Origin of the sequence: Pantoea allii, assembly GCF_046529425.1 — a bacterium.
In the GTDB taxonomy this organism is placed as follows: domain Bacteria; phylum Pseudomonadota; class Gammaproteobacteria; order Enterobacterales; family Enterobacteriaceae; genus Pantoea; species Pantoea allii.
In genome coordinates, this window is sequence record NZ_CP125958.1 from 2,146,823 (window position 1) to 2,168,539 (window position 21,717).

19 protein-coding genes and 1 pseudogene are annotated in these 21,717 nt (G+C 53.2%); 11 read left to right on the forward strand and 9 right to left on the reverse strand.

Annotated elements, in window-relative coordinates; genetic code table 11:
• Positions 1-10: 10 nt before the first annotated feature.
• Together QNH99_RS10150 and yebS are read right to left on the reverse strand one after the other, a co-directional pair.
• Positions 11-2,650, reverse strand: a complete 2,640-nt coding sequence (locus tag QNH99_RS10150) for a PqiB family protein (RefSeq protein ID WP_063879859.1) — start codon at positions 2,648-2,650, stop codon at positions 11-13.
• A complete protein-coding gene (gene yebS / locus QNH99_RS10155; RefSeq protein WP_063881191.1) occupies positions 2,619-3,863 on the reverse strand; it encodes a membrane integrity lipid transport subunit YebS in 1,245 nt (414 codons plus the stop codon). Before yebS ends, QNH99_RS10150 begins: the two co-directional genes overlap by 32 nt.
• Before the next feature lie 211 nt (positions 3,864-4,074).
• On the opposite strand from yebS, the gene QNH99_RS10160 reads away from it, so the two are divergent.
• The 4 genes from QNH99_RS10160 to htpX all read left to right on the forward strand — a co-directional run bounded on the left by QNH99_RS10160 (position 4,075) and on the right by htpX (position 8,567).
• On the forward strand, positions 4,075-4,575 hold the full coding sequence (locus tag QNH99_RS10160; protein WP_063879858.1) for a GAF domain-containing protein: 501 nt from the start codon (positions 4,075-4,077) through the stop codon (positions 4,573-4,575).
• Between the two features lie 96 nt (positions 4,576-4,671).
• Positions 4,672-5,373, forward strand: coding sequence for an RNA chaperone ProQ (gene proQ, locus QNH99_RS10165; RefSeq protein WP_013026035.1), 702 nt, complete (start codon positions 4,672-4,674; stop codon positions 5,371-5,373).
• 19 nt (positions 5,374-5,392) lie between these two features.
• Positions 5,393-7,438, forward strand: coding sequence for a carboxy terminal-processing peptidase (gene prc / locus QNH99_RS10170; protein ID WP_063879857.1), 2,046 nt, complete (start codon positions 5,393-5,395; stop codon positions 7,436-7,438).
• A 247-nt stretch (positions 7,439-7,685) separates the two neighbouring features.
• Positions 7,686-8,567 carry a protease HtpX gene (gene htpX / locus QNH99_RS10175; protein ID WP_063879856.1) on the forward strand — a complete coding sequence of 294 codons (882 nt, stop codon included), beginning with the start codon at positions 7,686-7,688 and terminating at the stop codon, positions 8,565-8,567.
• Between the two features lie 47 nt (positions 8,568-8,614).
• On the opposite strand, the gene QNH99_RS10180 is transcribed toward htpX, so the two are convergent.
• Complete coding sequence (locus tag QNH99_RS10180; protein WP_410517633.1) at positions 8,615-9,979, reverse strand: MFS transporter; 1,365 nt, start codon at positions 9,977-9,979, stop codon at positions 8,615-8,617.
• A 185-nt stretch (positions 9,980-10,164) separates the two neighbouring features.
• Between QNH99_RS10180 and kdgR the strand changes: the two genes are divergently transcribed.
• On the forward strand, positions 10,165-10,959 hold the full coding sequence (kdgR, locus tag QNH99_RS10185; RefSeq protein WP_410517634.1) for a DNA-binding transcriptional regulator KdgR: 795 nt from the start codon (positions 10,165-10,167) through the stop codon (positions 10,957-10,959).
• Between the two features lie 33 nt (positions 10,960-10,992).
• Here kdgR and QNH99_RS10190 read toward each other — a convergent pair whose 3' ends face one another.
• On the reverse strand, positions 10,993-11,229 hold the full coding sequence (locus QNH99_RS10190) for a YobH family protein (RefSeq protein WP_109716458.1): 237 nt from the start codon (positions 11,227-11,229) through the stop codon (positions 10,993-10,995).
• Between the two features lie 221 nt (positions 11,230-11,450).
• Here QNH99_RS10190 and QNH99_RS10195 point away from each other — a divergent pair, with 221 nt between their 5' ends.
• From QNH99_RS10195 to rlmA, 5 genes and pseudogenes are all read left to right on the forward strand, one after another.
• The gene (locus tag QNH99_RS10195) at positions 11,451-11,723 is read left to right on the forward strand and encodes a YebO family protein (protein WP_063879852.1); all 273 of its coding nucleotides are present in this window, start codon (positions 11,451-11,453) and stop codon (positions 11,721-11,723) included.
• Between the two features lie 18 nt (positions 11,724-11,741).
• Entirely contained in the window at positions 11,742-12,755 is a 1,014-nt protein-coding gene (locus QNH99_RS10200) for an MBL fold metallo-hydrolase (protein WP_410517635.1), read from the forward strand.
• Between the two features lie 518 nt (positions 12,756-13,273).
• Positions 13,274-13,392, forward strand: a pseudogene (locus QNH99_RS10205) (DUF2627 domain-containing protein).
• Between the two features lie 37 nt (positions 13,393-13,429).
• A complete protein-coding gene (gene cspE / locus QNH99_RS10210) occupies positions 13,430-13,639 on the forward strand; it encodes a transcription antiterminator/RNA stability regulator CspE (protein ID WP_001062678.1) in 210 nt (69 codons plus the stop codon).
• 137 nt (positions 13,640-13,776) lie between these two features.
• Positions 13,777-14,586, forward strand: a complete 810-nt coding sequence (gene rlmA / locus QNH99_RS10215; protein WP_256852251.1) for a 23S rRNA (guanine(745)-N(1))-methyltransferase — start codon at positions 13,777-13,779, stop codon at positions 14,584-14,586.
• Here rlmA and QNH99_RS10220 read toward each other — a convergent pair.
• The 4 genes from QNH99_RS10220 to manX all read right to left on the reverse strand — a co-directional run bounded on the left by QNH99_RS10220 (position 14,583) and on the right by manX (position 17,810).
• A complete protein-coding gene (locus QNH99_RS10220; RefSeq protein WP_096010488.1) occupies positions 14,583-15,041 on the reverse strand; it encodes a DUF986 family protein in 459 nt (152 codons plus the stop codon). The two genes, rlmA and QNH99_RS10220, sit on opposite strands and share 4 nt — an antisense overlap.
• 88 nt (positions 15,042-15,129) lie before the next feature.
• Positions 15,130-15,975 carry a PTS mannose transporter subunit IID gene (locus QNH99_RS10225; RefSeq protein WP_013026024.1) on the reverse strand — a complete coding sequence of 282 codons (846 nt, stop codon included), beginning with the start codon at positions 15,973-15,975 and terminating at the stop codon, positions 15,130-15,132.
• Positions 15,976-15,990: 15 nt separating this feature from the next.
• Positions 15,991-16,791, reverse strand: coding sequence for a PTS mannose/fructose/sorbose transporter subunit IIC (locus QNH99_RS10230; protein ID WP_063881190.1), 801 nt, complete (start codon positions 16,789-16,791; stop codon positions 15,991-15,993).
• Positions 16,792-16,835: 44 nt separating this feature from the next.
• The gene (gene manX, locus QNH99_RS10235) at positions 16,836-17,810 is read right to left on the reverse strand and encodes a PTS mannose transporter subunit IIAB (protein WP_109716455.1); all 975 of its coding nucleotides are present in this window, start codon (positions 17,808-17,810) and stop codon (positions 16,836-16,838) included.
• 503 nt (positions 17,811-18,313) lie between these two features.
• Here manX and QNH99_RS10240 point away from each other — a divergent pair.
• Positions 18,314-19,882 (forward strand): TerC family protein, encoded by a 1,569-nt coding sequence (locus tag QNH99_RS10240; RefSeq protein WP_096010490.1) that lies wholly within the window; start codon positions 18,314-18,316, stop codon positions 19,880-19,882.
• A 93-nt stretch (positions 19,883-19,975) separates the two neighbouring features.
• Here the strand turns inward: QNH99_RS10240 and QNH99_RS10245 are convergent, their stop codons facing one another.
• Positions 19,976-21,538, reverse strand: a complete 1,563-nt coding sequence (locus QNH99_RS10245) for an EAL domain-containing protein (RefSeq protein ID WP_256852249.1) — start codon at positions 21,536-21,538, stop codon at positions 19,976-19,978.
• Positions 21,539-21,717: the final 179 nt, after the last annotated feature.

The following is a 21,717-nucleotide window of genomic DNA, read 5'->3' on the forward strand; positions in this document are numbered from 1 at the left end:
CCCGTCTGTCTTAAGGCTGATTCGGGTCCGGAATCGCCGTTCCCCAGTTCCGCCACGCTTTAGGCGGTTCATCCTGCAACAGGAAGTGTTTATCTGCGGTCGCCTGCGGAGCCAGCGGCACCGTTGGCGGCGTAGCAAACTGAATACCACCGCGAATAAACTGCTGGAAGGTGCCGGTTTTCACCACACCACCAATCAGTCCAAAGTCCAGGTTGTAGCCAGAGGCCAGCCAGAATACGGAATTATTACGCACCAGATGTTGGTATTTCTTACTGATGCGCAGGGCGATCTGGACGCGGTCCGCCATATTACCCAGCGAGGTGCCGGTCACCGTACCCACTTCCACCCCGCGGAACAGCACCGGCGTCCCCAGTGACAGGGAACCCGCCTCGGTGGCATCGACATAGATGTTCAGGCCGTTGAGGTAACGTGAGTCGGTAATGGTGCTTTCCTGCAGCTCAAACGTCCGCGCGCCACGGCCTTTACCCGGATCGACGTTAACGTAGGGCTGCAGAATGGTTTCCAGATGATTGACGCCCGCAGCTGAAATCTCTGGCGACACGACGGAGAAACGGCTGTCGACGCGGGCGAAACTCTGGACATATTCAGGGTAAAGCACGGCTTTCGCCACCACCTGATTGTTGTCATTGCTCAGCGACAGTGACTCAATTTGCCCGACGTTAATCCCCAGGTAGCGAATTGGCATACCGGCGGACAGTTTGCTCGCGTCATAGGTATGTAACGTAATCTGGCTGCCGACCGCACGGGCCGCAGTTTCAGACGGATACAGCACCCGCTTAACGCCTTTATCGACTTTCGCGCCCGTCAGGTTATCAAAGCTGATGGCCCCTTTTAACGCACGGTTCAAAGGTGACGCCTGCACGGTTAAGCCGCTGCCGTTAAGCTGAACACGTGCGCCGCCTTCCGCCCAGAACACACTTTCGCCAGAGACCAGCTTGCGGTATTCCGGTTTGATGTGGACTGCAATATCAAACGCATCGGCTCGCGGCGTGACGTTGGTAATTTCACCCACCTGGAATTTGCGATAGAGCACGATGGAGCCAGCCTGCACGTCAGGTAAGCTTTTGGCGGTCAGCATGAGTGTGGTTGACGGGCCATCGCCGGTAATACCTTCTTCTGCGCGTTCGGCATCGGCAAACAACGGATAGGCCGTTTTGGGTGCGCCTTGCTTACCCGGCTCCAGGCGAATGCCACCGTCAACCCATTCGCGGGCGCTGGCACCCAGCACCTGCATGCCATCCAGACCAAACTTCACGTCAAGACGACTGTTGACAATGAATTTGCTGTCACCATGGACCAGTTGCCGCTGTTCAGGATCGACTGCGACCACAAAGTTAACGCCGTTTTCATCCAGATCTCGCGAAATCACCTGGCCAATTTTCAGGCCGTGTAACATCAGCGGCTGTCCCGCATCAATGCCATAGCTCTCGGGTGCACTGAGCTTAACCGTGAGGACATTGGGTTTTTGCAGTAACGTCTTGTTGGGCGCGACCACCGTGAAATGCTGCTGCGGCGCACCGTCGCCCGGCACCAGTTCAAAGGTGTTACCGGTGAGTAAGCTGCTCAGGCTGGTATCGGTAAGGCTGAGTTTAGGACTGCGCATCTCAATGCGGGTGCCTGCGCGCATCAGGCCCACGACCGACGGATCGATCGTCATCTCGCCCGTCACTTTACCGCCATCCTGCAAATTCAGCTTGGTCAGGGTGCCCACTTCTAAGCCCTGGTACATCAGCGGCGTCCGGTTTGCTGAGAGATTATCCCCGCTGGGAAGATCAAGTGATATCAGCACGCCGCGCTGGCTGTGTGCCAGATCGGGATACAGCTGGTAGTTCTGATCGGTTTTCGCGGCTTCAGCGCCGTCAGGGGAGTCGAAGGCGATAGCGCCGTTGACCAGTGCCGCCAGGCTTTCAAGCTGGACTTTGGCACCGCTCAGGCTGACGTCAGCGTTCATCCCCGACACATTCCAGAAGCGGCTGTTGGTTTTCACCAGGTTCACGAAGCGACGTTCAATAAGGACGTCAATCGAAACGCCGTTATTTTGACCGTTGATGCTGTAATCATAAACCCGGCCTACCGGGATTTTACGGTAATACACCAGCGAGCCGGTATTCAGCGAGCCGAGGTCAGGTGAATGCAGGTGAATCATCAGCTCACCGGTGTTCACGCGGTATTTGGGCTGGGTATCCAGTGCGGTGAAGGTGTCACTTTCTTTACCATCACCTGGCATCATGCCGATGTAGTTACCGCCAACCAGCGCGTCAAGACCGGACACACCCGCCAGCGAGGCTTTCGGCGTGACCAGCCAGAACTGCGTATTTTCACGCAGCGCATCGCGCATATCGCTTTTGATGCTGGCTTTGATCTGAATCTTGCTGTAGTCATCGCTCAGATTGATGCCCTGCACCGTACCGACTTCCACGCCCTGATAGCGAATAGGCGTCCGCCCAGGCACGATGCCATCGGCCGTCTGGAAATTGATAGAAATGGTGGTGCCGCGCTCCTGAAAGCTTGTCCAGAGCAACCAGCCCGCAATCAGCATTGCGATAATGGGCAGAAGCCAAAAAGGCGAAATCTTACGCTTATTGCGCAGCGTAGCATTAGTCGGTGTAGTCGGCGTTTCCTGTTGCATGTGCATCCCAGAGCAGGCGGCTATCCAGCCACTCAACGGCCATAATGGTCAGGACAACAGCAGCGCCAAAGTAAAACGCGGCTGGTCCCATGGTAAAAGCCAGCAGTTGATCACGGTTGACCAACGACATGGTTAGTGAAATGACAAACAGATCCAGCATAGACCAGCGTCCAACCCAGGTAACAAAACGCAACAGGCGAATGCGGGTTTTCATGCCTTGCTCGCAGCGGAAATGGATACTGATCAGCAGCGCCAGCATCACCAGCACTTTGGTAAACGGGACTAAAATACTGGCGATAAATACCACGGCGGCCACGGGAACGTTACCGGAGGCCAGCGAAAGGATACCGGAAAAAATCGTGTCCTCCCGGCGCGAACCATTCAGATACACCACAGAAATCGGCAGCAGATTTGCCGGAATCAACAGCACGATAGAAGCGATCAGTGCGGCCCAGGATTTTTGTAAGCTGTGGCGACGCCGAAAGTCGAGCGGCGTATGACAGCGCGGACAGCGCCCGCGCGCATCAGGAATGTCGGTATAGTGACAGTTGAGGCAGACCTGCAAATCGTCCCGGCGCGTCACCTGAGGCTGTTGTGGGTAAAAATGTTCCCAGAGTTGCTCCATGTTCAGATGGATCAGGGTTATCACGCTCAGCACGGTTAACGCCACATAGGCCACCAGCCCATAGCCCAGTTCAAGATCGGCATAATCCTGCACTTTGATTGAGGCCACGGCAATGCCAATCAAAAAAATATCCAGCATGACCCATTCTTTAAGCTTATCCAGCATCAACAATACCGGACGGAGGTTCATGCCTAAACGCTGACCCAGCGCCAGGTAGCCGATGCCCGCCACCAGGGTGACCGGCGCACCGATAGTACAGAACGCCACCATCGAGGCCGTCAGAACATTGCCCTGCAGCGTCATCTGCACGATGCCTTCCAGCACGCTGGCATTAATGCGCATACCCAGGAGGCGAATGTCGATGAGCGGCATGCTAAAAGCAAAAGGCATCAGCACCAGCATGGTGGCCGCCATCGCCAGTAAACGCGTCATTGACCAGTCACGGCCGCTCACAATCTGCGCGTTGCAGCGGGGGCAGTGCGCTGACTGATGCGATTTCACATCTGGTAAGGAAAAAAGGGTATCGCATTGCGGACAACGCTGATAACGTGCGTGAGGCAATGTCTGGCTGATAGCGTGAATTTTCATCATTAAGTGCAAGTTTCGCTTATTGTCATTAACGCAAAGGGTCAGTAAGACATCGCCTGGGTACCTGTCTTGGGTATCACGCTTCGATCCACAGAATGTTAAGGTTATAGTAACTAACGCTATGATTCACCTTATGGCTATGGATTTTTAGTGCTTATTTTTAACAAGCGGAGTGGTTAGCCGCTCGGATGTCACTAGTAACGGTTGAATAATGAACAAAACTGCCTTTTACGCCGATTTAGATCGCGATATGCGCGCCTTACTGGCGGGAGAAACGGCGTTCCTCGCCGCGATGGGTAATTTTAGCGCGCTGTTGTATGAACGTCTTGAAGGCGTGAACTGGGCAGGCTTCTACCTGCTGACGGAAGCGGACACGCTGGTACTTGGCCCGTTCCAGGGTAAGATTGCCTGCGTCCGCATTCCGGTGGGTAAAGGAGTTTGTGGTACGGCACTGGCGCAGGAACAGGTTCAGCGTGTTGATGATGTCCATGCTTTCCCCGGACACATCGCCTGCGATGCGGCCAGTAATGCAGAAATTGTGATTCCTCTGAAAATAAACGGTCAGGTTGTCGGCGTTCTGGACATCGACAGCGTGGAATACAATCGCTTTGATAGTGAAGATGAAAAAGGGCTGGTCGCCTTGACTAACGGGCTTTGCGACGTGCTCGCGAACAGTGACTTAGAAAAATATTTGCAACTGACGCGCAGCTAATCGACTGGATTGCATGGCATTTGGCGATGTTGTCATTATAATGTCGCCTGTTCATGCCTGCTCTGGTCGGCAAACCCGTAGTAATCAGGAAATTTCATGGAAAATCAACCTAAGTTGAATAGCAGTAAAGAAGTCATTAGCTTTCTGGCGGAGCGCTTTCCGCACTGCTTTAGCGCTGAAGGTGAAGCGCGTCCGCTCAAAATCGGTATCTTTCAGGATCTGGTAGAGCGCGTTCAGGGCGAAATGAACCTGAGCAAAACGCAGTTGCGTTCGGCCCTGCGCCTTTATACCTCCAGCTGGCGTTATCTCTACGGTATCAAAGCGGGCGCAACCCGCGTGGATCTCGATGGAAACCCATGTGGTGTGCTCGATGAGCAGCACGTGGAGCATGCCCGCAAGCAGCTTGAAGATGCGAAAGCGCGTGTTCAGGCACAACGCGACCAGCAGCGAGCCGCGCGTCGTGAAGCCGGTGAAGGCGAAGAAGGTGCATCTGCACCACGTCGCCCACGTAAACCTGCTCCGCGTAAACCGGCAGAAGGTGAGGCCGCGCGTAAGCCGCGTCCACAGTCTGCTGAGCGTCCTACTGCATCACAGAATCGCAAACCGGCACCACGCCCGGAGCAGCAGGCTAAACCCATCACTGATACCTCAACTTTGCAACCCGGCCAGAGTATTAAAGTTAAAGCAGGCAAAAGTGCGATGGACGCGACCGTTCTGGAAGTATCAAAAGACGGCGTCCGGGTGCAGCTCGCTTCCGGCATGGCAATGATTGTGCGCGCAGAACATTTGCAGTTCTGAAACGGAGGCTGACCCCGGCATGAACACCCTTTTAAAAGTTGGATTGATCGCGGGCCTGCTGTTGTCAGGCCCTTCCTTTGCGGCCGAGAACATCACGCGTGCCGATCAAATTCCTCAATTGCACGAGGACCCGCAGGATCCGACGGTGAGCGAGCGTGTGACCTCGCGGTTTACCCGTTCTCACTACCGCCAGTTCGATCTTGACGGTACGTTTTCCGCTAAGATTTTTGATCGCTACCTGAATATGCTCGACTACAGCCACAACGTATTGTTGGCGTCGGATGTCGCGCAGTTTGCCAGCAAGAAAGCCCAACTGGGTGATGAGCTGCGTAGCGGTAAACTGGATATTTTCTACGATCTTTATAATCTGGCGCAGAAACGCCGCTTTGAGCGCTATCAGTATGCGCTCACGGTGCTGGCTCGCCCGATGAACTTTTCCGGCAATGACACGATCGATATTGACCGTGCTAAAGCTCCGTGGCCGAAAGATCAGAGCGAGTTAAATGCGCTGTGGGACGCCAAGGTCAAATACGATGAGCTGAGCCTTAAACTCGCTGGGAAAGACGAAAAAGAAATTCGTGAAGTGCTGACCAAACGCTATAACTTTGCGATACGCCGTCTGGCGCAGAGCAACAGTGAAGATGTGTTCCAGCTGGCCATGAATTCGTTTGCTCACGAAATCGATCCGCACACCAACTATCTCTCGCCGCGTAATACCGAGCAGTTCAATACTGAAATGAGTTTGTCGCTCGAAGGTATTGGTGCCGTGTTGCAGATGGATGATGACTATACCGTTATCAACTCGATGGTGGCAGGCGGTCCGGCGGCGAAAAGCAAAGCCATTACCGTTGGCGACCGGATTGTCGGCGTCGGTGAACCGGGCAAGCCAATGGAAGACGTGATCGGCTGGCGTCTGGATGATGTGGTCGCCAAAATTAAAGGGCCGAAAGGCAGCAAGGTTCGCCTTGAGGTTCTGCCTGCAGGCAAAGGCACCAAGACCCGCATTGTGACGTTAACGCGTGAGAAAATCCGTCTGGAAGATCGCGCCGTTAAAATGAGCGTTCATAACGTCGGTAAACAGAAAGTCGGCGTGCTGGACATTCCGGGCTTCTACGTTGGCCTGACCGATGACGTTAAGGTCCAGCTGCAGAAACTGCAGAAGCAGAATGTGGACAGCATTGTTATTGACCTGCGTACCAACGGCGGCGGTGCGCTGACCGAAGCGGTTTCGCTTTCCGGCCTGTTTATACCCAGCGGCCCGGTTGTGCAGGTGCGTGATAACAACGGCCACGTGCGCCAGGACAGCGACAACGACGGCATTGTTTACTATAAAGGCCCGCTGGTGGTGCTGGTTGATCGCTTCAGTGCTTCAGCATCAGAAATCTTCGCGGCTGCCATGCAGGATTATGGACGTGCGCTGATTGTTGGCGAGCCGACGTTTGGTAAAGGTACCGTTCAGCAGTATCGTTCTCTGAACCGGATTTACGATCAGATGCTGCGCCCGGAATGGCCGGCACTGGGTTCGGTGCAGTACACGATTCAGAAGTTCTATCGCATCAACGGTGGCAGTACTCAGCGCAAAGGCGTTACGCCTGACCTGCTGATGCCGACCGGCGTAGAAGCGGCAGAAACGGGCGAGAAGTTCGAAGATAACGCGTTACCGTGGGACAGCATTACGGCCGCCACGTACACCAGGACCGGTGATGTCAAAGCGCTGGCACCGCAGCTGACCAAAGAACACGACGAACGTATCGCTAAAGATCGCGAGTTCCAGTACATCATGAAGGACATCGCTCGCTTTAATGCCATGAAAGACAAACGCAATATCGTGTCACTCAATCTTGCCCAGCGTGAGAAAGAGAATCATGAAGAAGATGCACTGCGTCTGGAACGGATTAATGCGCGCTATCAGGCTGAAGGTAAAAAGCCGCTGAAAAGCCTGGATGATTTACCGAAGGACTATAAAGAGCCCGATCCTTATCTGGATGAAACGGTCAAAATTGCCAATGATCTGGCGCAACTGGAGAAGTCATTACCCGACGCTCCCGCGGCAAAGACCAACTAACGGCATCAGATTGACGAAAAGCACCGCTCAGCGCGGTGCTTTTTTTTATCATTAATTTGGCAGTGATTAGCGCAGTTAATGTGTTCTTCCGGGCGGTTTTCGGCAGGTTACGCGGAAGGTTGTGTCATATTGTAAAGTTATGTCTTTTTAGGCACTTAAACGTTAAGGTCGCTTGAAAACCCGCGTAATGCTCATAGGATATGTATCCGCGCATGAGCGCATGAACTACTGAGGAAGATTAACCGTTATGATGCGTATTGCTCTTTTCCTGCTGACCAACCTGGCTGTGATGTTGGTATTCGGGCTGATTCTCAGCCTGACAGGAATTCAGTCAAGCAGTGTTCAGGGCCTGATGATAATGGCAGGTCTGTTTGGCTTCGGCGGTGCGTTTGTCTCACTGCTGATGTCGAAGTGGATGGCGCTCCGTTCGGTCGGTGGTGAAGTGATTGAACAACCACGCAATGAAACCGAGCGTTGGTTACTTGAGACCATTGGCCGCCAGGCACAGCAAGTGGGCATCGCGATGCCACAGGTCGCTATTTACCACGCGCCGGATATCAATGCGTTTGCAACCGGTGCGCGACGTAATGCTTCCCTCGTCGCCGTTTCTACCGGCCTGCTGCAAAACATGAGCCGGGATGAGGCGGAGGCCGTGCTGGCGCATGAAGTTGCGCACATTGCGAACGGCGACATGATTACCATGACGCTGATTCAGGGTGTGGTGAACACCTTTGTTATCTTTGTGTCGCGCATCCTGGCACAGATTGCGGCCGGTTTTATGTCCGGCAACCGTGATGGTGAAGAAAGCAGCAACGGTAATCCGCTGGTGTACTTTGCCGTTTCCATGGTGCTTGAGCTGGTGTTTGGTATCCTTGCCAGCATTATTACCATGTGGTTTTCACGCCATCGTGAATTCCATGCCGATGCCGGTTCGGCCAAACTGGTTGGGCGCGAGAAGATGATTGCGGCTTTGCAGCGTCTGAAAACCAGCTATGAGCCACAGGAACCCAGCAGCATGATGGCGTTTTGTATCAACGGTAAAGGAAAGTCATTTAGCGAACTCTTTATGTCCCATCCGCCGTTAGACAAACGTATCGAAGCGCTGCGTAGCGGCGAATATCTGAAGTAAACCCCGATAAAAAGGCGACTGCTCAGTCGCCTTTTTTGTCGCCGGACTCAGGACGCTTTCATCCTTGACAGGCTGAGCAGGGCGGCGACGGTAGAGAATCCCCCGGCTAGTAACAGCGAGGCGTGGGTTCCGCCATTTCCCATCAGATTGAACAGCAACGCAACCAGCGCTGCACCGCTGCTCTGCCCCAGTAAACGTGCCGTTCCTAGCATACCGCTGGCACCGCCGCTGCGGTTGCGCGGGGCTGCGGTGACGATGGTGTGGTTATTGGGTGACTGAAACAGGCCAAAACCTGCACCGCACAGCATCATGCGCCAGATAATATCACTATCCTCAGGCTGGGCCGGCATCCGGGCGAGCAGGAACAGCCCGACAGCAAACAGAGCCAGACCAATGCCGCCCAGTAAACCGGCATGCACCCGCTCAATCAGGCGGCCAGCCACCGGCGAAAGCAGCATGGTGGCCAGCGGCCAGGGCGTCAACAGCAAGCCCGTAGCAACTTCATCACGACCCAGTACGCTTTGCAGATAGAAAGGCAGTGAAACCATGGCCAGCATCTGGGCGCAGAAAGAGCACACTGATGTGCAGATAGACAGGGCGAAAATGGGAATACGCAATAAATCGACCGGCAGTAACGGCACCGCCATCGCTAACTGGCGACGAATAAAGAAATAACCCACCAGGATGACCACCACCACTTCACTGGCTATCAGCCAGTGCAATTGTCCCTGTGCAAAGCCGCCCAGCGCAGAAATCAACAGGCCGAAAAAAAGCGCATTCATCACGGCACTGATGACATCAAACTTCTGTGTTTTTGCCCGCTGTGGGTTATCCGGCAGGTAGCGTAACGCCAGCCACAGTGTCACCGCACCGAGCGGCAGGTTAACCAGGAATAACCAGCGCCAGCTGGCGAACGAGAGAATGGCCGCCGCAACTGTAGGCCCGGCGGCGGTTGAGATCGCGACCAGCAGTGCGTTAATGGCGATCCCGCGTCCCAGATAGCGGGGCGGATAGATAATGCGTATCAGGGCCGTATTCACGCTCATTATCGCGGCACCGCCCAACCCCTGCATGACGCGCGCCACGGTCAGCATCGTCAGCGAGGACGACAGGGCGCAGAATACGGAGGTCGCGACAAACACCACCAGGCCGAACTGATACACGCGACGGTAGCCGACGATATCACCCAGAAATGACAATGACAGCAGCGAAGAAACAATGGCGATCTGATAGGCGTTAATCACCCACACCGACTGGGCCGGACTGGCCTGCAGTTCACGTGAAATGGTGGGAAGCGCCACGTTGGCAATCGAACCGTCTAACACCGCCATGATGAGGCCAATGGCGATCGTCAGAATGGCCCAGTACCGTTGTGGCACAGCAAGTCCGCCGTCTGAAGAAGAGAGTGACATAGAGGCTAATATTAAAGGGGGTGAATATCATGATCCTAATCAATTACCGGACAAAATGCATCGCGCCGGGCCGAAAAATATATTTTGCAGATGTTACAGGCGTTGAAGGATTGCTGGGGCAATGTCGGCCCATCTATACTGCAACCTCGTTCCGTTTTTTTTGAAACACGTATTCAAGGTGGCACATGGTTCCTGATGAAAAGGACAAACAGCCTGATTCGGTCTCGTCGGTGCAAAAGGTGTTTGGCATTTTGCAGGCATTAAGTGACGCGCGCGAACATGGGATTACCGAGCTGGCTCAACGGCTGATGATGTCGAAAAGCACCGTTTACCGTTTCCTGCAAACCATGAAGTCACTGGGTTATGTGGCCCAGGAAGGGGAAAGCGAGAAATACTCGCTGACGCTAAAACTGTTTGAGGTGGGATCGAAAGCGCTGCAGAACATCGATTTGATTCGCAGTGCCGATGTGCAGATGCGGGAATTGTCCCGCCTGACCAAAGAAACGATTCATTTGGGCGCGCTGGATGACGAGAGCATCGTCTATGTTCACAAGATCGATTCGTTGTATAACCTGCGCATGTCGTCGCGTATCGGTCGCCGTAATCCGCTGCACTCTACCGCGCTGGGTAAGGTGTTATTAGCATGGCGCAGCCGTGATGACGTCAACGAGATTCTGCAGCGCATGACGTTTAGCATTCATACCGCCAATACACTTTCTGACGCGGGTGCGCTGCTGGAGGCGCTGAGTCAGGTGAAGCAGCAGGGTTATGGTGAGGATAACGAAGAGCAGGAAGCGGGCGTGCGCTGTATCGCCGTGCCCATTTTTGATCGCTTTGGCGTGGCCGTCGCCGGGCTGAGTATCTCTTTTCCCACCATTCGCTTCTCAGAGTCGAATAAGCAGACTTATGTAATGATGCTGCAAGACGCGGGACGACGTCTTTCCGCCGAGCTGGGTTATCACGATTACACGTTTTCGTAAAAAAAGCGGGCCAGTTGGCCCGCTTCAGTGCGATCAGTTATCAACCACTTCACTACTTTTCTTCAACAGCGGGCAGTCGGTCACGCCCACTACGCCGCTGTCTGTGTGCAGATACTGTGCCGTGATCATGCCCCGTGCGGTAAGGTAGTTACACTTAAGTCCCAGTCCCGCCGCATTCTTATTACTGCCAGCCAGAATGCCATAGCCGGTAAACAGCATCGCCAGCCAGATAATCCCCACAACAATAATCGCCCGAATAAACAGTTTCATTGTATCTCCTTATGATACCTAACGCAGCGTTCCAGTGACTGCTGCCTGACATGATGTACCGCAGCAGCATGCCTCGCTTTTACGCGGGAAGCGATCAGAGATAACTGAAATGAGCAGAATGATGCCCATCCCTTACTCCGCCATTATCTTTTACTGCGCCGCAGGGTAGAATAGACGGTCGCACCTTTTATGGTGGTTTCACCTGGTATCTTGAGGAAGTTATGAATGAGTTAGCCGCTAATGCGGGTCCTGTGGTCAGCTATGGCGTGATGGGGATAATGCTGATTGTGGCATTGATCCTGTGGTTCTACGTTAACCGCGCCAGCGTTCGGGCAAATGAACAGATTGCGTTGCTGGCGTCGCTGCTGGAAGAGCAAAAGAAACAAAACGCCCTGCTGAAGCGTTTGATCGAGAAGCAAAGTGGTACGTCAGAGCAAAAAACTGACGCGCAGCCGGAAAATGGCGATTTTATTCGCCTCATTCCGGAACGTTAACGCCTGCATGGAGGCCGGATGGCCTGGAAGAATCCCTGGTTTGACAGCAGTAAAGCCCATCACACACCGGCGGGTTTTCGCAACCCCGAACCTGACACACGCCAGCAGGGTGACCTGAAGTGCTGGCGTAAGGAACGTAAAGCCCAGGGATTACCCCATCCGCCTCAGCGGGGTTATGACGACTTTATTGCGCAGTGGTGGCAACCTGCCGACCTGAGCGGTGAGGATGACCGGCTCTGGTGGCTGGGCCATGCTGCGCTGTTGTTGCGGCTGAATCAACGCTATATATTAATCGATCCTGCGCTTTCCCTGCGGGCATCGCCTCTGCCGTTTATCGGGCCAGAACGGAAAACGCCGTCCCCGCTGACCATCAGTCAGTTGCCTCGTCTGGATTACGTGCTGATCTCCCATAATCATTACGATCATCTGGATAAGCCAACCATCAAGCAGATCGTACGCCATTTTCCTGAGGCTGTTTTTCTGGTGCCCTTGGGTCTGGCGGACTGGTGTAAACGTCGTGGGGTTAAACAGGTGCACGCGCTGGACTGGTGGCAACACAAGGCGATGGGTGGGATTCAGTTTGATGCGGTACCGGCCCGCCACTGGAGTATGCGCACCTTTACCGATCGCAACCGATCTCTCTGGTGCGGTTGGGTCATTAAAACCGACTCAGTGCGTTTTTGGTTCTCGGGTGACAGTGGCTACACGGAAAATCTTCATGCCATTGCAGAACGTCACGGCCCGTTCAATCTGGCCGCGCTGCCCGTCGGGGCCTATGAACCCCGCTGGTTTATGGGGGCACAACATATGGACCCTCAACAGGCGGTGGCGTTGTGGCGGGCAATCGGCCAGCCTCTTACTGTCCCAATCCATTGGGGGGTTTTTGAACTGGCCGATGAATCGCTGGATGCGCCTCCGGCGGAATTGCAGCGTGTTTTAACGCAAAGCGGTGAAGCGAGCAGGCACTTTACGCCATGGCAGATTGGCGAGAGCCGCAGCCTGACATATATCAACCCGATTAATCCGTCGTGATAACATTCTCGTCAGACGCCGCTACGTGTTGACTGGAATCCATTTTAATATCCTACATGGCGCAGGCCTAATTCAAAAAACGCCTGCGCGCAAGCTATAAATGATTGCGTTCACGCTCAACTTATGATTTTGCTGAAAATAATATTTATATGTGTACGGAATAAGTTTTGTTGTACAAGCTTGCCGCAATAGATTACTCGCGCTTCACTTATCTGCTCCTTTATTTGGTGCAATATTGCCATATTAGTGCAATGTTATTTTTTTAATGTTATCCATCGCGAGTGAGGTGGGTAAGGGAGTCAGATATCATCCTGTCCGGGCAGGAAAGCATTATTTTATAGTGATGTCAGGGCTATTACTGGCGTTCGCTATCCAGGGTTTTGTACCAGGAAGTACATTCTCTGGGAGCCACTTTGCAATTATGCAAAAAGCGCCGGTCAGGCATATAAAAATGGCTTGCCATTATTTAGCGGATATGTGATAACAATTCGTGGGTTAAACGAGGTACAGTTCTGTTTATGTATGGCATCTTCAGTAAAGAAGTTACGAGTAAAGACGTTGACGTTGAATACCGCTTCCTTGCCGAACTTTAATCAGTGCCTCATTCAGTAATGTCTCTGTTTTATCTGTAGGTTAGCCTCCGGGCAAAATAAACACTTTAAGGAATTAGTAAAATGGCAAAGATTAAAGGTCAGGTTAAGTGGTTCAACGAGTCTAAAGGCTTCGGTTTTATCACTCCAGCTGACGGTAGCAAAGATGTGTTCGTACACTTCTCTGCTATTCAGGGCAACGGTTTCAAAACACTGGCTGAAGGCCAGAACGTAGAGTTCGAAATTCAGGACGGCCAGAAAGGTCCAGCAGCAGTTAACGTTACTGCTATCTGATTTCGCCTCAGACGGGTGCCAGGCACCACTGTCTCAGATATTAAAGCCTTGGCCATCTGGCCGAGGCTTTTTTTACGCTTTCGATATTGTTTCCCGTCGAGTACACTTCTGCGCGTCGATTTCTGCCGGAGCGCCTGATGTCTTTGATTTGCCCACTTTGTCACTTTCCCCTGAGCCTTACCGAACGCAGCTGGCGCTGTGAGAATCGTCACCAGTTTGACCAGGCGAAAGAGGGCTATGTCAATTTGCTGCCCGTTCAACATAAAGGCTCGCGTGAGCCGGGCGACAGTGCTGACATGATGCAGGCGCGGCGTGAGTTTCTTCAGGCCGGTTATTACCAGCCGTTGCGGGATCGGGTGGTGAGCGTGCTTGATCAGCACCTGCAGCAACCGGCTGCGCAGATTCTGGACATCGGCTGCGGGGAAGGTTACTACACGGGCGCATTCGCCGACAGTCTCGCCCCTGAAGGGCAGGTATACGGTCTGGATGTGGCGAAAATGGCGATTCGACTGGCGGCTAAGCGCTATCCGCAGGTGTTATTCTGTGTGGCCTCAAGCCAGCGCCTGCCGTTTAGTGACAACATGTTGGATGCGGTGGTACGTATCTATGCGCCCTGCAACGAGGCGGAACTGAGCCGCGTCATCAAACCGGGTGGTCTGCTGCTAACGGTTACGCCGGGGCCTCATCATCTTGAGCAGTTCAAGGCGCTGATTTATCGCGAAGTGCAGCTTCACGCGTCGGAAGAGAAAGTCTACCAGGGATTTACGCAACGGGCCCAGCATCGTTTAACCTATCCGATGGCGTTGACCGCACAGGCGGCAACCACCCTGTTGCAGATGACCCCGTTTGCCTGGCGCGCGCGGCCAGAAGTCTGGCAGTCCCTCGCTGAAAGCTCGCAATTTCACTGTGACGCGGACTTTATGATTACTCTTTGGCAACGCGACTAACGCGCCTCGACCAGCGTTTGGTAAATACGTTCAAGATCGTCAAGCTGCTGCACGGCGATCAGCAAACGTCGCTGCTCAAGCTGCATGACTAAAATGCCGTCCTCTGAAAGATTCATGCCCTGTATGCGTCGATAGTCTGTCCACATGCCCGCATAAAACAATCCCTGACTTTTCATCAGCAGTTTGGGACGACGCAGCCAGAAAAGCCAAAATGATAAAAAACACAGCACCATCAACAGCGCGGTGGTAAGTTTCGGGCCTTGATGGGCGACGTTGTTCCACAACAGGATGAGCAGTAAACCTATGAAGATCAGGCTGTCGGCTTTATGACGGCGTTGTAACGGTACACGTAACAGCGTGGGGCCATGACGACGTGGCAGAACCGCTTCATCATAAACAGCAAAAAACAGAAGGGCGATGATGCAGAGGGCGATGATGCCGTCGGTCAATGACATTGTTCTTCCTTTACAGATAAAAGCCGGACTTCTCACGCAGCGGGCCGCTTAAAAGCATCGGGAGCCGAGGCTCCCGATGCGGTTAACGTTACAGCCCGAGCAAACCGATCCAGTAACCAAATATACCGATAGCAAAGAAGCCAACGATAATCCACAGCGCATTAACCTTGCGGCGCAGCAGCCACATACAGGCGAAAGTCAGCAGGAGCGGGACAATGCCCGGCATCAGCTGATCCAGAATCGACTGTACGGTCGTCACCGTGGTTTTCCCGGTCTGATCGGTAATGCGTGAAACCACCAGCGGAATATTGACGTGCGTCCACTTGTTAACCAGCGCGCCCATAACAAACAGGCCGAGAATCGATGCTCCCTCGGTCAGTTTTTGCAGGAAGCCACCGCCCATGTCGCTGACAATATCGATCCCTTTACGGTAACCATAAGCGACGCCGTAGTAACGGGTTAACAGGCGCGCCAGGTTAAACAGGATAAAAAACAGCAGCGGACCGAGCAAACTGCCGCTCATCGCGATGCCTGCACCTAAGGCCGCAAACACCGGACGAACGGTTCCCCAGAAAATCGGATCGCCTACGCCGGCCAGCGGGCCCATCAGGCCCACTTTGATACCGTTTATTGCACCGTCATCTATCGCTGCACCATTAGCACGCTGCTCTTCCATCGCCATCGTCACACCTAACACAGGCGCGGCCACGTAAGGATGCGTATTAAAGAACTCAAGGTGGCGTTTGATGGCCTGCTTGCGGTCGTCATTGTTTTCAGGATAAAGACGGCGGATCACTGGCACCATTGAGAAACAGAACCCCAGCGCCTGCATACGTTCAAAGTTCCAGGAACCCTGAAACAGGTTTGAGCGTAAAAATACAGCGCGAACGTCACCCGGCGTCAGTTTCTTTTCGACTTTTGTTATATCAACCATGTTGTCACCTGTTCCTTAATCGAGTTCGTTGTCGAGGTCGTTAGCTGACGGCGATGCCGCGGGCCCACCGGCTACGCGGTTATATTTCGGGCTGAGCTGGATATAAAGCACCGCCATCACGACGCCAATCACGCCTAAAGCCACCAGGTTGAAGTTGGTAAACGCGGCAGTGACGAAACCCAGATAGAAGAACGGCATTAAATAGCCTGCACGCATCATATTGATGACCATGGCGTAACCGACGACCACGATCATGCCACCTGCGATGTTCAGACCGTTGGTGACGACCTCAGGGATGGAACTGAGCAGAGAGTGAACCGCATCCGTTCCCACTGAGATGGCAACAATCAGCGCCGGTATCGCGATGCGCATTGCCTGAAGCAGCAAGGCGGAAACGTGAATCCATGAGATGGCCGTAAGGTTGCCTTTTTCCGCGGCTTTGTCCGCCGCATGCTGGAACGCCACGGTCAGCGTACGCACGATGATGGTCAGAACCTGACCGGCCGCCGCCAGTGGGATGGCCAACGCAATACCAGCACCCACGCTCTGTCCACCGGCAATCACCAGAATGGTGGAGATAATGGAGGCCAGCGCGGCATCAGGCGCAACAGCAGCACCGATATTCATCCAGCCAAGTGCAATCATCTCCAGCGTACCGCCGATGATGATGCCGGTTTTCATATCACCAAGTACAATCCCGATCAGCGTACAGGCCACCAACGGGCGATGAAACTGGAACTCATCCAGAATCGAACCCATACCGGCAATACAGGCGACAATAAAGATTAAAATAATTTGAAGTGTGGTTATTTCCATCATACTTCTTGTCCTCTACAGGATAGAAAAATATAGCTGGCGTGTTATGCGCTCACCTTAGCCACCAGATCCATCATTTTTAGTTTTTGATCGCCCGAGACTTTGCGCACTTCAAGTTCTATATTGCGCGCGTGAAGCTGGCGAAAGGCGGCGATATCTTTTTCATCGACCGAGACGGCATTATTCACCTGGGTTTTCCCCTGGCGAAATGCCATACCGCCAATGTTGACGCTCTTGATATCCACGCCTTGTTCAACAATCCGCAGGACATCCGTTGGGTTGGTAAACAGCAGCATGACACGATCGCGGGCATATTTGGGGTTATTCCAGACGCGCACCATTTTATCGATGTCCACCACATGCGCGGTGACGCCCGGCGGTGCCACCTGGGTTAACAGCGTTTTACGCACTTTGTCGTTAGCCACCTCATCACTGACCACGATAATGCGGCTGACGTTAGTTTCTTTGGTCCAGCGCGTAGCGACCTGCCCATGAATAAGACGATCGTCGATGCGTGCCAGGCAAATATTCATATGTTCGTCAGGCGTCAGCGGCCGGTTGACGGGGGCCGCTGCGCGAGGCGCAGACGGCGGGGCGGCAACAGCAGCCGGTTTTTCTTCAGGTTGTGCTTTTAACGCTCTGACGCCTTCACGGCCGGTTTCAACCGCAATCGCCACCAGTTCGTCAAAAGAGGGGTTATCGTCTCGGGCCATCAGGGTTTCGACTAACATAGGAATGTTTACCCCGGCGACCACCTCGTGATGCGTTTTATCAACGACCAGCCGACTGGCTGCATTGAATGGACTGCCGCCCCAGGTATCCACCAGGAAAAGCACCCCCTGTGATGTGTCCAGCTCTGCCAGTCGTGCCTGATATTTTTCTATCAGGGTGTCAGCATTCTCCCCCGGTACAAAATCTATCCATGCGACATTTTTCTGTTCGCCTAAAAGCATCTCTGCCGTTTTAAGCAGCTGCTCCGCTGCCCAGCCGTGTGTACCAATTACAAGAGCAATGGTCACGTGCTACCTCCGTTCGCTTGTTGGTTCATCATAATGTGAGGAACCGTTAAGAATTATCGCGTTAACAACATCTAAATCTTGTTAATGTGAATTAACCTAATTTCAACATTGTTGGGATAACCAACTCACTACGTGAATGCCGGATTTATTTTAGTGTCCGAAAAAATAAAGTTTGTGATATTGGTTGGCTATTTGCAGCATAAAAGAGGGAAATTGAGTTTTTATGACGCCTGAACCCGGCCGTGAGAGAGTGTAAAAATAAGAAAATTTTTTGACCTCGTGGTACGAACTGATACATTAGCAATCTGTTTATTATTCAGGAGTAGCGGGCAGCAGCCCACCCTTATGGATCGTCACCGACGTTGCTTAACCTTGTCTTTGCGCTCTTCAGCGCGTCAATTCACGCCAGACCGCGTTTTCTCTGCTTTTCCGCGCTTATTTCAGTCACGTCATCAGACGCTGGCACGCTTTAACGTAATCACATCCTTGTTCAGGAGTCACTAATGGAATTTCTGTTCGACCCCTCGATCTGGGCGGGATTGCTCACGCTCATTGTGCTGGAAATCGTCCTCGGCATTGATAACCTGGTCTTTATTGCCATTCTTGCGGATAAGCTGCCGCCTAAGCAGCGTGATAAAGCGCGTTTGATTGGTTTGTCGCTGGCGCTGGTCATGCGTCTGGGCCTGTTATCGCTTATCTCCTGGATGGTGACTCTGACGCGTCCACTGTTTAGCGTGGGAAGTTTCAGCTTCGCCGGACGCGATCTCATTTTGCTGGCGGGAGGGATATTCCTGTTATTCAAGGCCACCATGGAACTGCATGAGCGGCTGGAGAACCGTGAGTTGGAAAACAACGGCAACCGCAGCTACGCCAGTTTCTGGGCGGTTGTGACGCAGATTGTCATCCTGGATGCGGTCTTCTCACTGGATGCGGTGATTACTGCCGTCGGTATGGTCAATAACCTGCCGGTGATGATGACAGCGGTTGTTATTGCGATGATCGTGATGCTGGCGGCGTCTAAGCCCCTGACAAAATTCGTCAACGCGCATCCCACTGTGGTGGTGCTGTGTCTCAGCTTCCTGTTGATGATCGGCCTGTCGCTGGTGGCCGAAGGCTTTGGTTTTCACATTCCGAAAGGTTATCTGTACGCGGCGATTGGTTTCTCGATTCTTATCGAGTTGTTCAATCAGATTGCCCGCCACAACTTTATCCGTCATCAGTCTCATCGACCTATGCGTGAACGCACCGCCGAGGCGATTTTGCGGTTGATGGGCGGACGTAATCGGGTGCAGTCCGCTCCCGCGAGCACGGAAGAGCAGGCGATTGCCATTGCCATGCCACAGGAAGCCTTTAAAGACGAAGAACGCTATATGATTAATGGCGTGCTGACGCTGGCGTCCCGTTCGATTCGCAGCATTATGACGCCGCGTGGTGATATCTCCTGGGTGGATGCCAACCGTCCGGTTGACGAAATTCGTATTCAGCTGCTGGATACGCCGCACAGCCTGTTCCCGGTATGCCGGGGTGAGCTGGATGAAATCATTGGCGTGGTCAGAGCCAAAGAGCTGTTAGTGGCGCTGGATCACGGCGTTGACGTCGCGACCTTTGCTGCCAATACACCGATCATCATTGTACCGGAAACGCTTGACCCGATTAACCTGCTGGGCGTCTTGCGCCGTGCTAAAGGCAGCTTTGTTATCGTGACTAACGAGTTTGGCGTGGTACAGGGCTTAATCACGCCGCTGGATGTGCTGGAAGCGATCGCCGGTGAGTTCCCGGATGAAGATGAAACGCCGGATATCATCATGGACGGTGATGGCTGGTTAGTGAAAGGCGGCACTGACCTGCATTCACTGCAGCAGCTCCTCGACTTCCACGAGCTGGTAAAGCCAGAAGAAGATCACGCTTCTCTGGCAGGGTTGCTGATTGCGCAGAAAGGGCAGTTGCCTAAGCCTGGCGACGTCATCGATATTGAGCCGCTTCATTTCCAGATCATCGAAGCCACGGAGTACCGTATCGATCTGGTGCGCGTGACCAAAGATCAACAACATGATGAGGAAGAAGAAGGTTAACCTACCTTCTTAGCGTAAAACGCATCACATAGTGATGCGTTTTTTTTTGCGCGAAGACATGACCTGCTGACGTGATGGATGGCGTTGAGGGCACTACAGGTCACAGGTCAGTTGATGATGGCGCAACCACGCCGGAAAGTCCTCCAGCGGCATCGGACGGGCAAAGTAATAACCCTGCAGATGATCCACGCCGCGATCGCGCAGATAGTCTGCCTGCTCCTGGGTTTCTACGCCCTCTGCGACCAGGCTGATATTCAGACGCTGCGCCAGCGAGATCACCATATCGGTGACGGTGGCGTTAATCGCATCCGTCCCGATTGAGGCGGTAAAGATTTTGTCCAGTTTAAGCACGTCCGGCTGCAAATCTTTCAGGTAGGACAGCGAACTGTGCCCGGTACCGAAATCATCTATCGCCAAACGCACGCCGATGTCGTGCAGTTGAGCAATGACCGTCTGATCGACCACGGGCAGGGCATCACGCTCGGTTAATTCGACCACCAGTTGGGGGACAGGATTAGCGGGCCACCAAATATTTTGTAGGTCTTCCAGAATGGCACGTTCGCGAAAATGGCTCGCCGCGACATTAACGGCAATATGAAAGTCTGGACTGTGGGGAAGATCCGGCAAGGCGTCGACGACGCGGTTCAGCACAAAGCGGGTTAACGGCTTAATCAGGTTCTGGCGTTCAACCAGGGGAATAAAAACGTCGGGTGGAATCCAGCCCTGACGCGGATTATGCCAGCGCAACAGAAGCTCAATGCCATCACATTTACCGTTTCGGGCATTGATCAGGGGCTGGCAGTAAACCATAAATTCATTGGCTGTGATGCCGTAGCTAATCTGCCAGCTCAGGCTCATGCGATTGGCGGTTGCCAGCCAGACCACATAGCCAATCAGCAAACTCAGCATGAGCGCCAGGGGCAACTGCGAGGGCAAAGAGGCCAGGGCCAGGCGCGAAGGTGAGGGACCATAAAGGGTAACGGTATAGGGATAACGCAGCGAGGCTTCGGTATAGGTAACTTCATCCTCAGAAGGCAGCGTGGACTCAATGAGAGGATTGCCATATTCAAGGCTTTTGCCGTTCACGTTAAAAATTGCCCGTTCAACCCAGGGGGCCTGCGGCTCCAGCAGGTAGCTGCTCATTAATTCAATATTGATGGCCTGAAGTATTCCGGAACGATTATCCAGCGTCGTGGGCGTCCACAATAACAAGACGGGCGAACCTTTGAGCAAATAGTCATCCGTGGAGAGCAGCATGCGCTTCTCGTTAAGGGCGAGTTCAGGGTAGACCTGGCTGAACGCGATATCTCGTGAGCCAAAAATACTGGAACAGTAAAGCCTGTCCTCATCGACCAGCAAAATAGCGCGCACGGTTTGTAGCGAAGAAATCTTTTCGATTAAGGGAAAACGGGCATCCTGACAGGACATTCCGACCAATCCCTGCATATTGTTGGCGGAGACATCAAGCGGTGAAAACATGCGATCAAAACGCGTAATCGCATTATCGGCAAAACTGATTGCTCGCTGTTGAACATGTGATTTTTCTTCAAAGTAGCGAAAAGCCAGCGTTAACGAAAGAACAATCGAAGCAATCACCACAGCAATAAGCAATCGCTTACGTCTGTATTGTCCAACATATTGCTGGGCCATGAACATCAAGAATCACCTTCCCAAAACCAGAAAATAGATATAGCTGGGTTGTTATCGGCACGGCCCAACGCAAATTTAGGACCCGAGCGTAAAATGAAAGGCTAGAAGAAAAGCAGAGCGACCCGCAGGTCGCTTTAATATCGTTAATATTTATAGCAGGCAGGACTGACTAATGCACTGGTTAA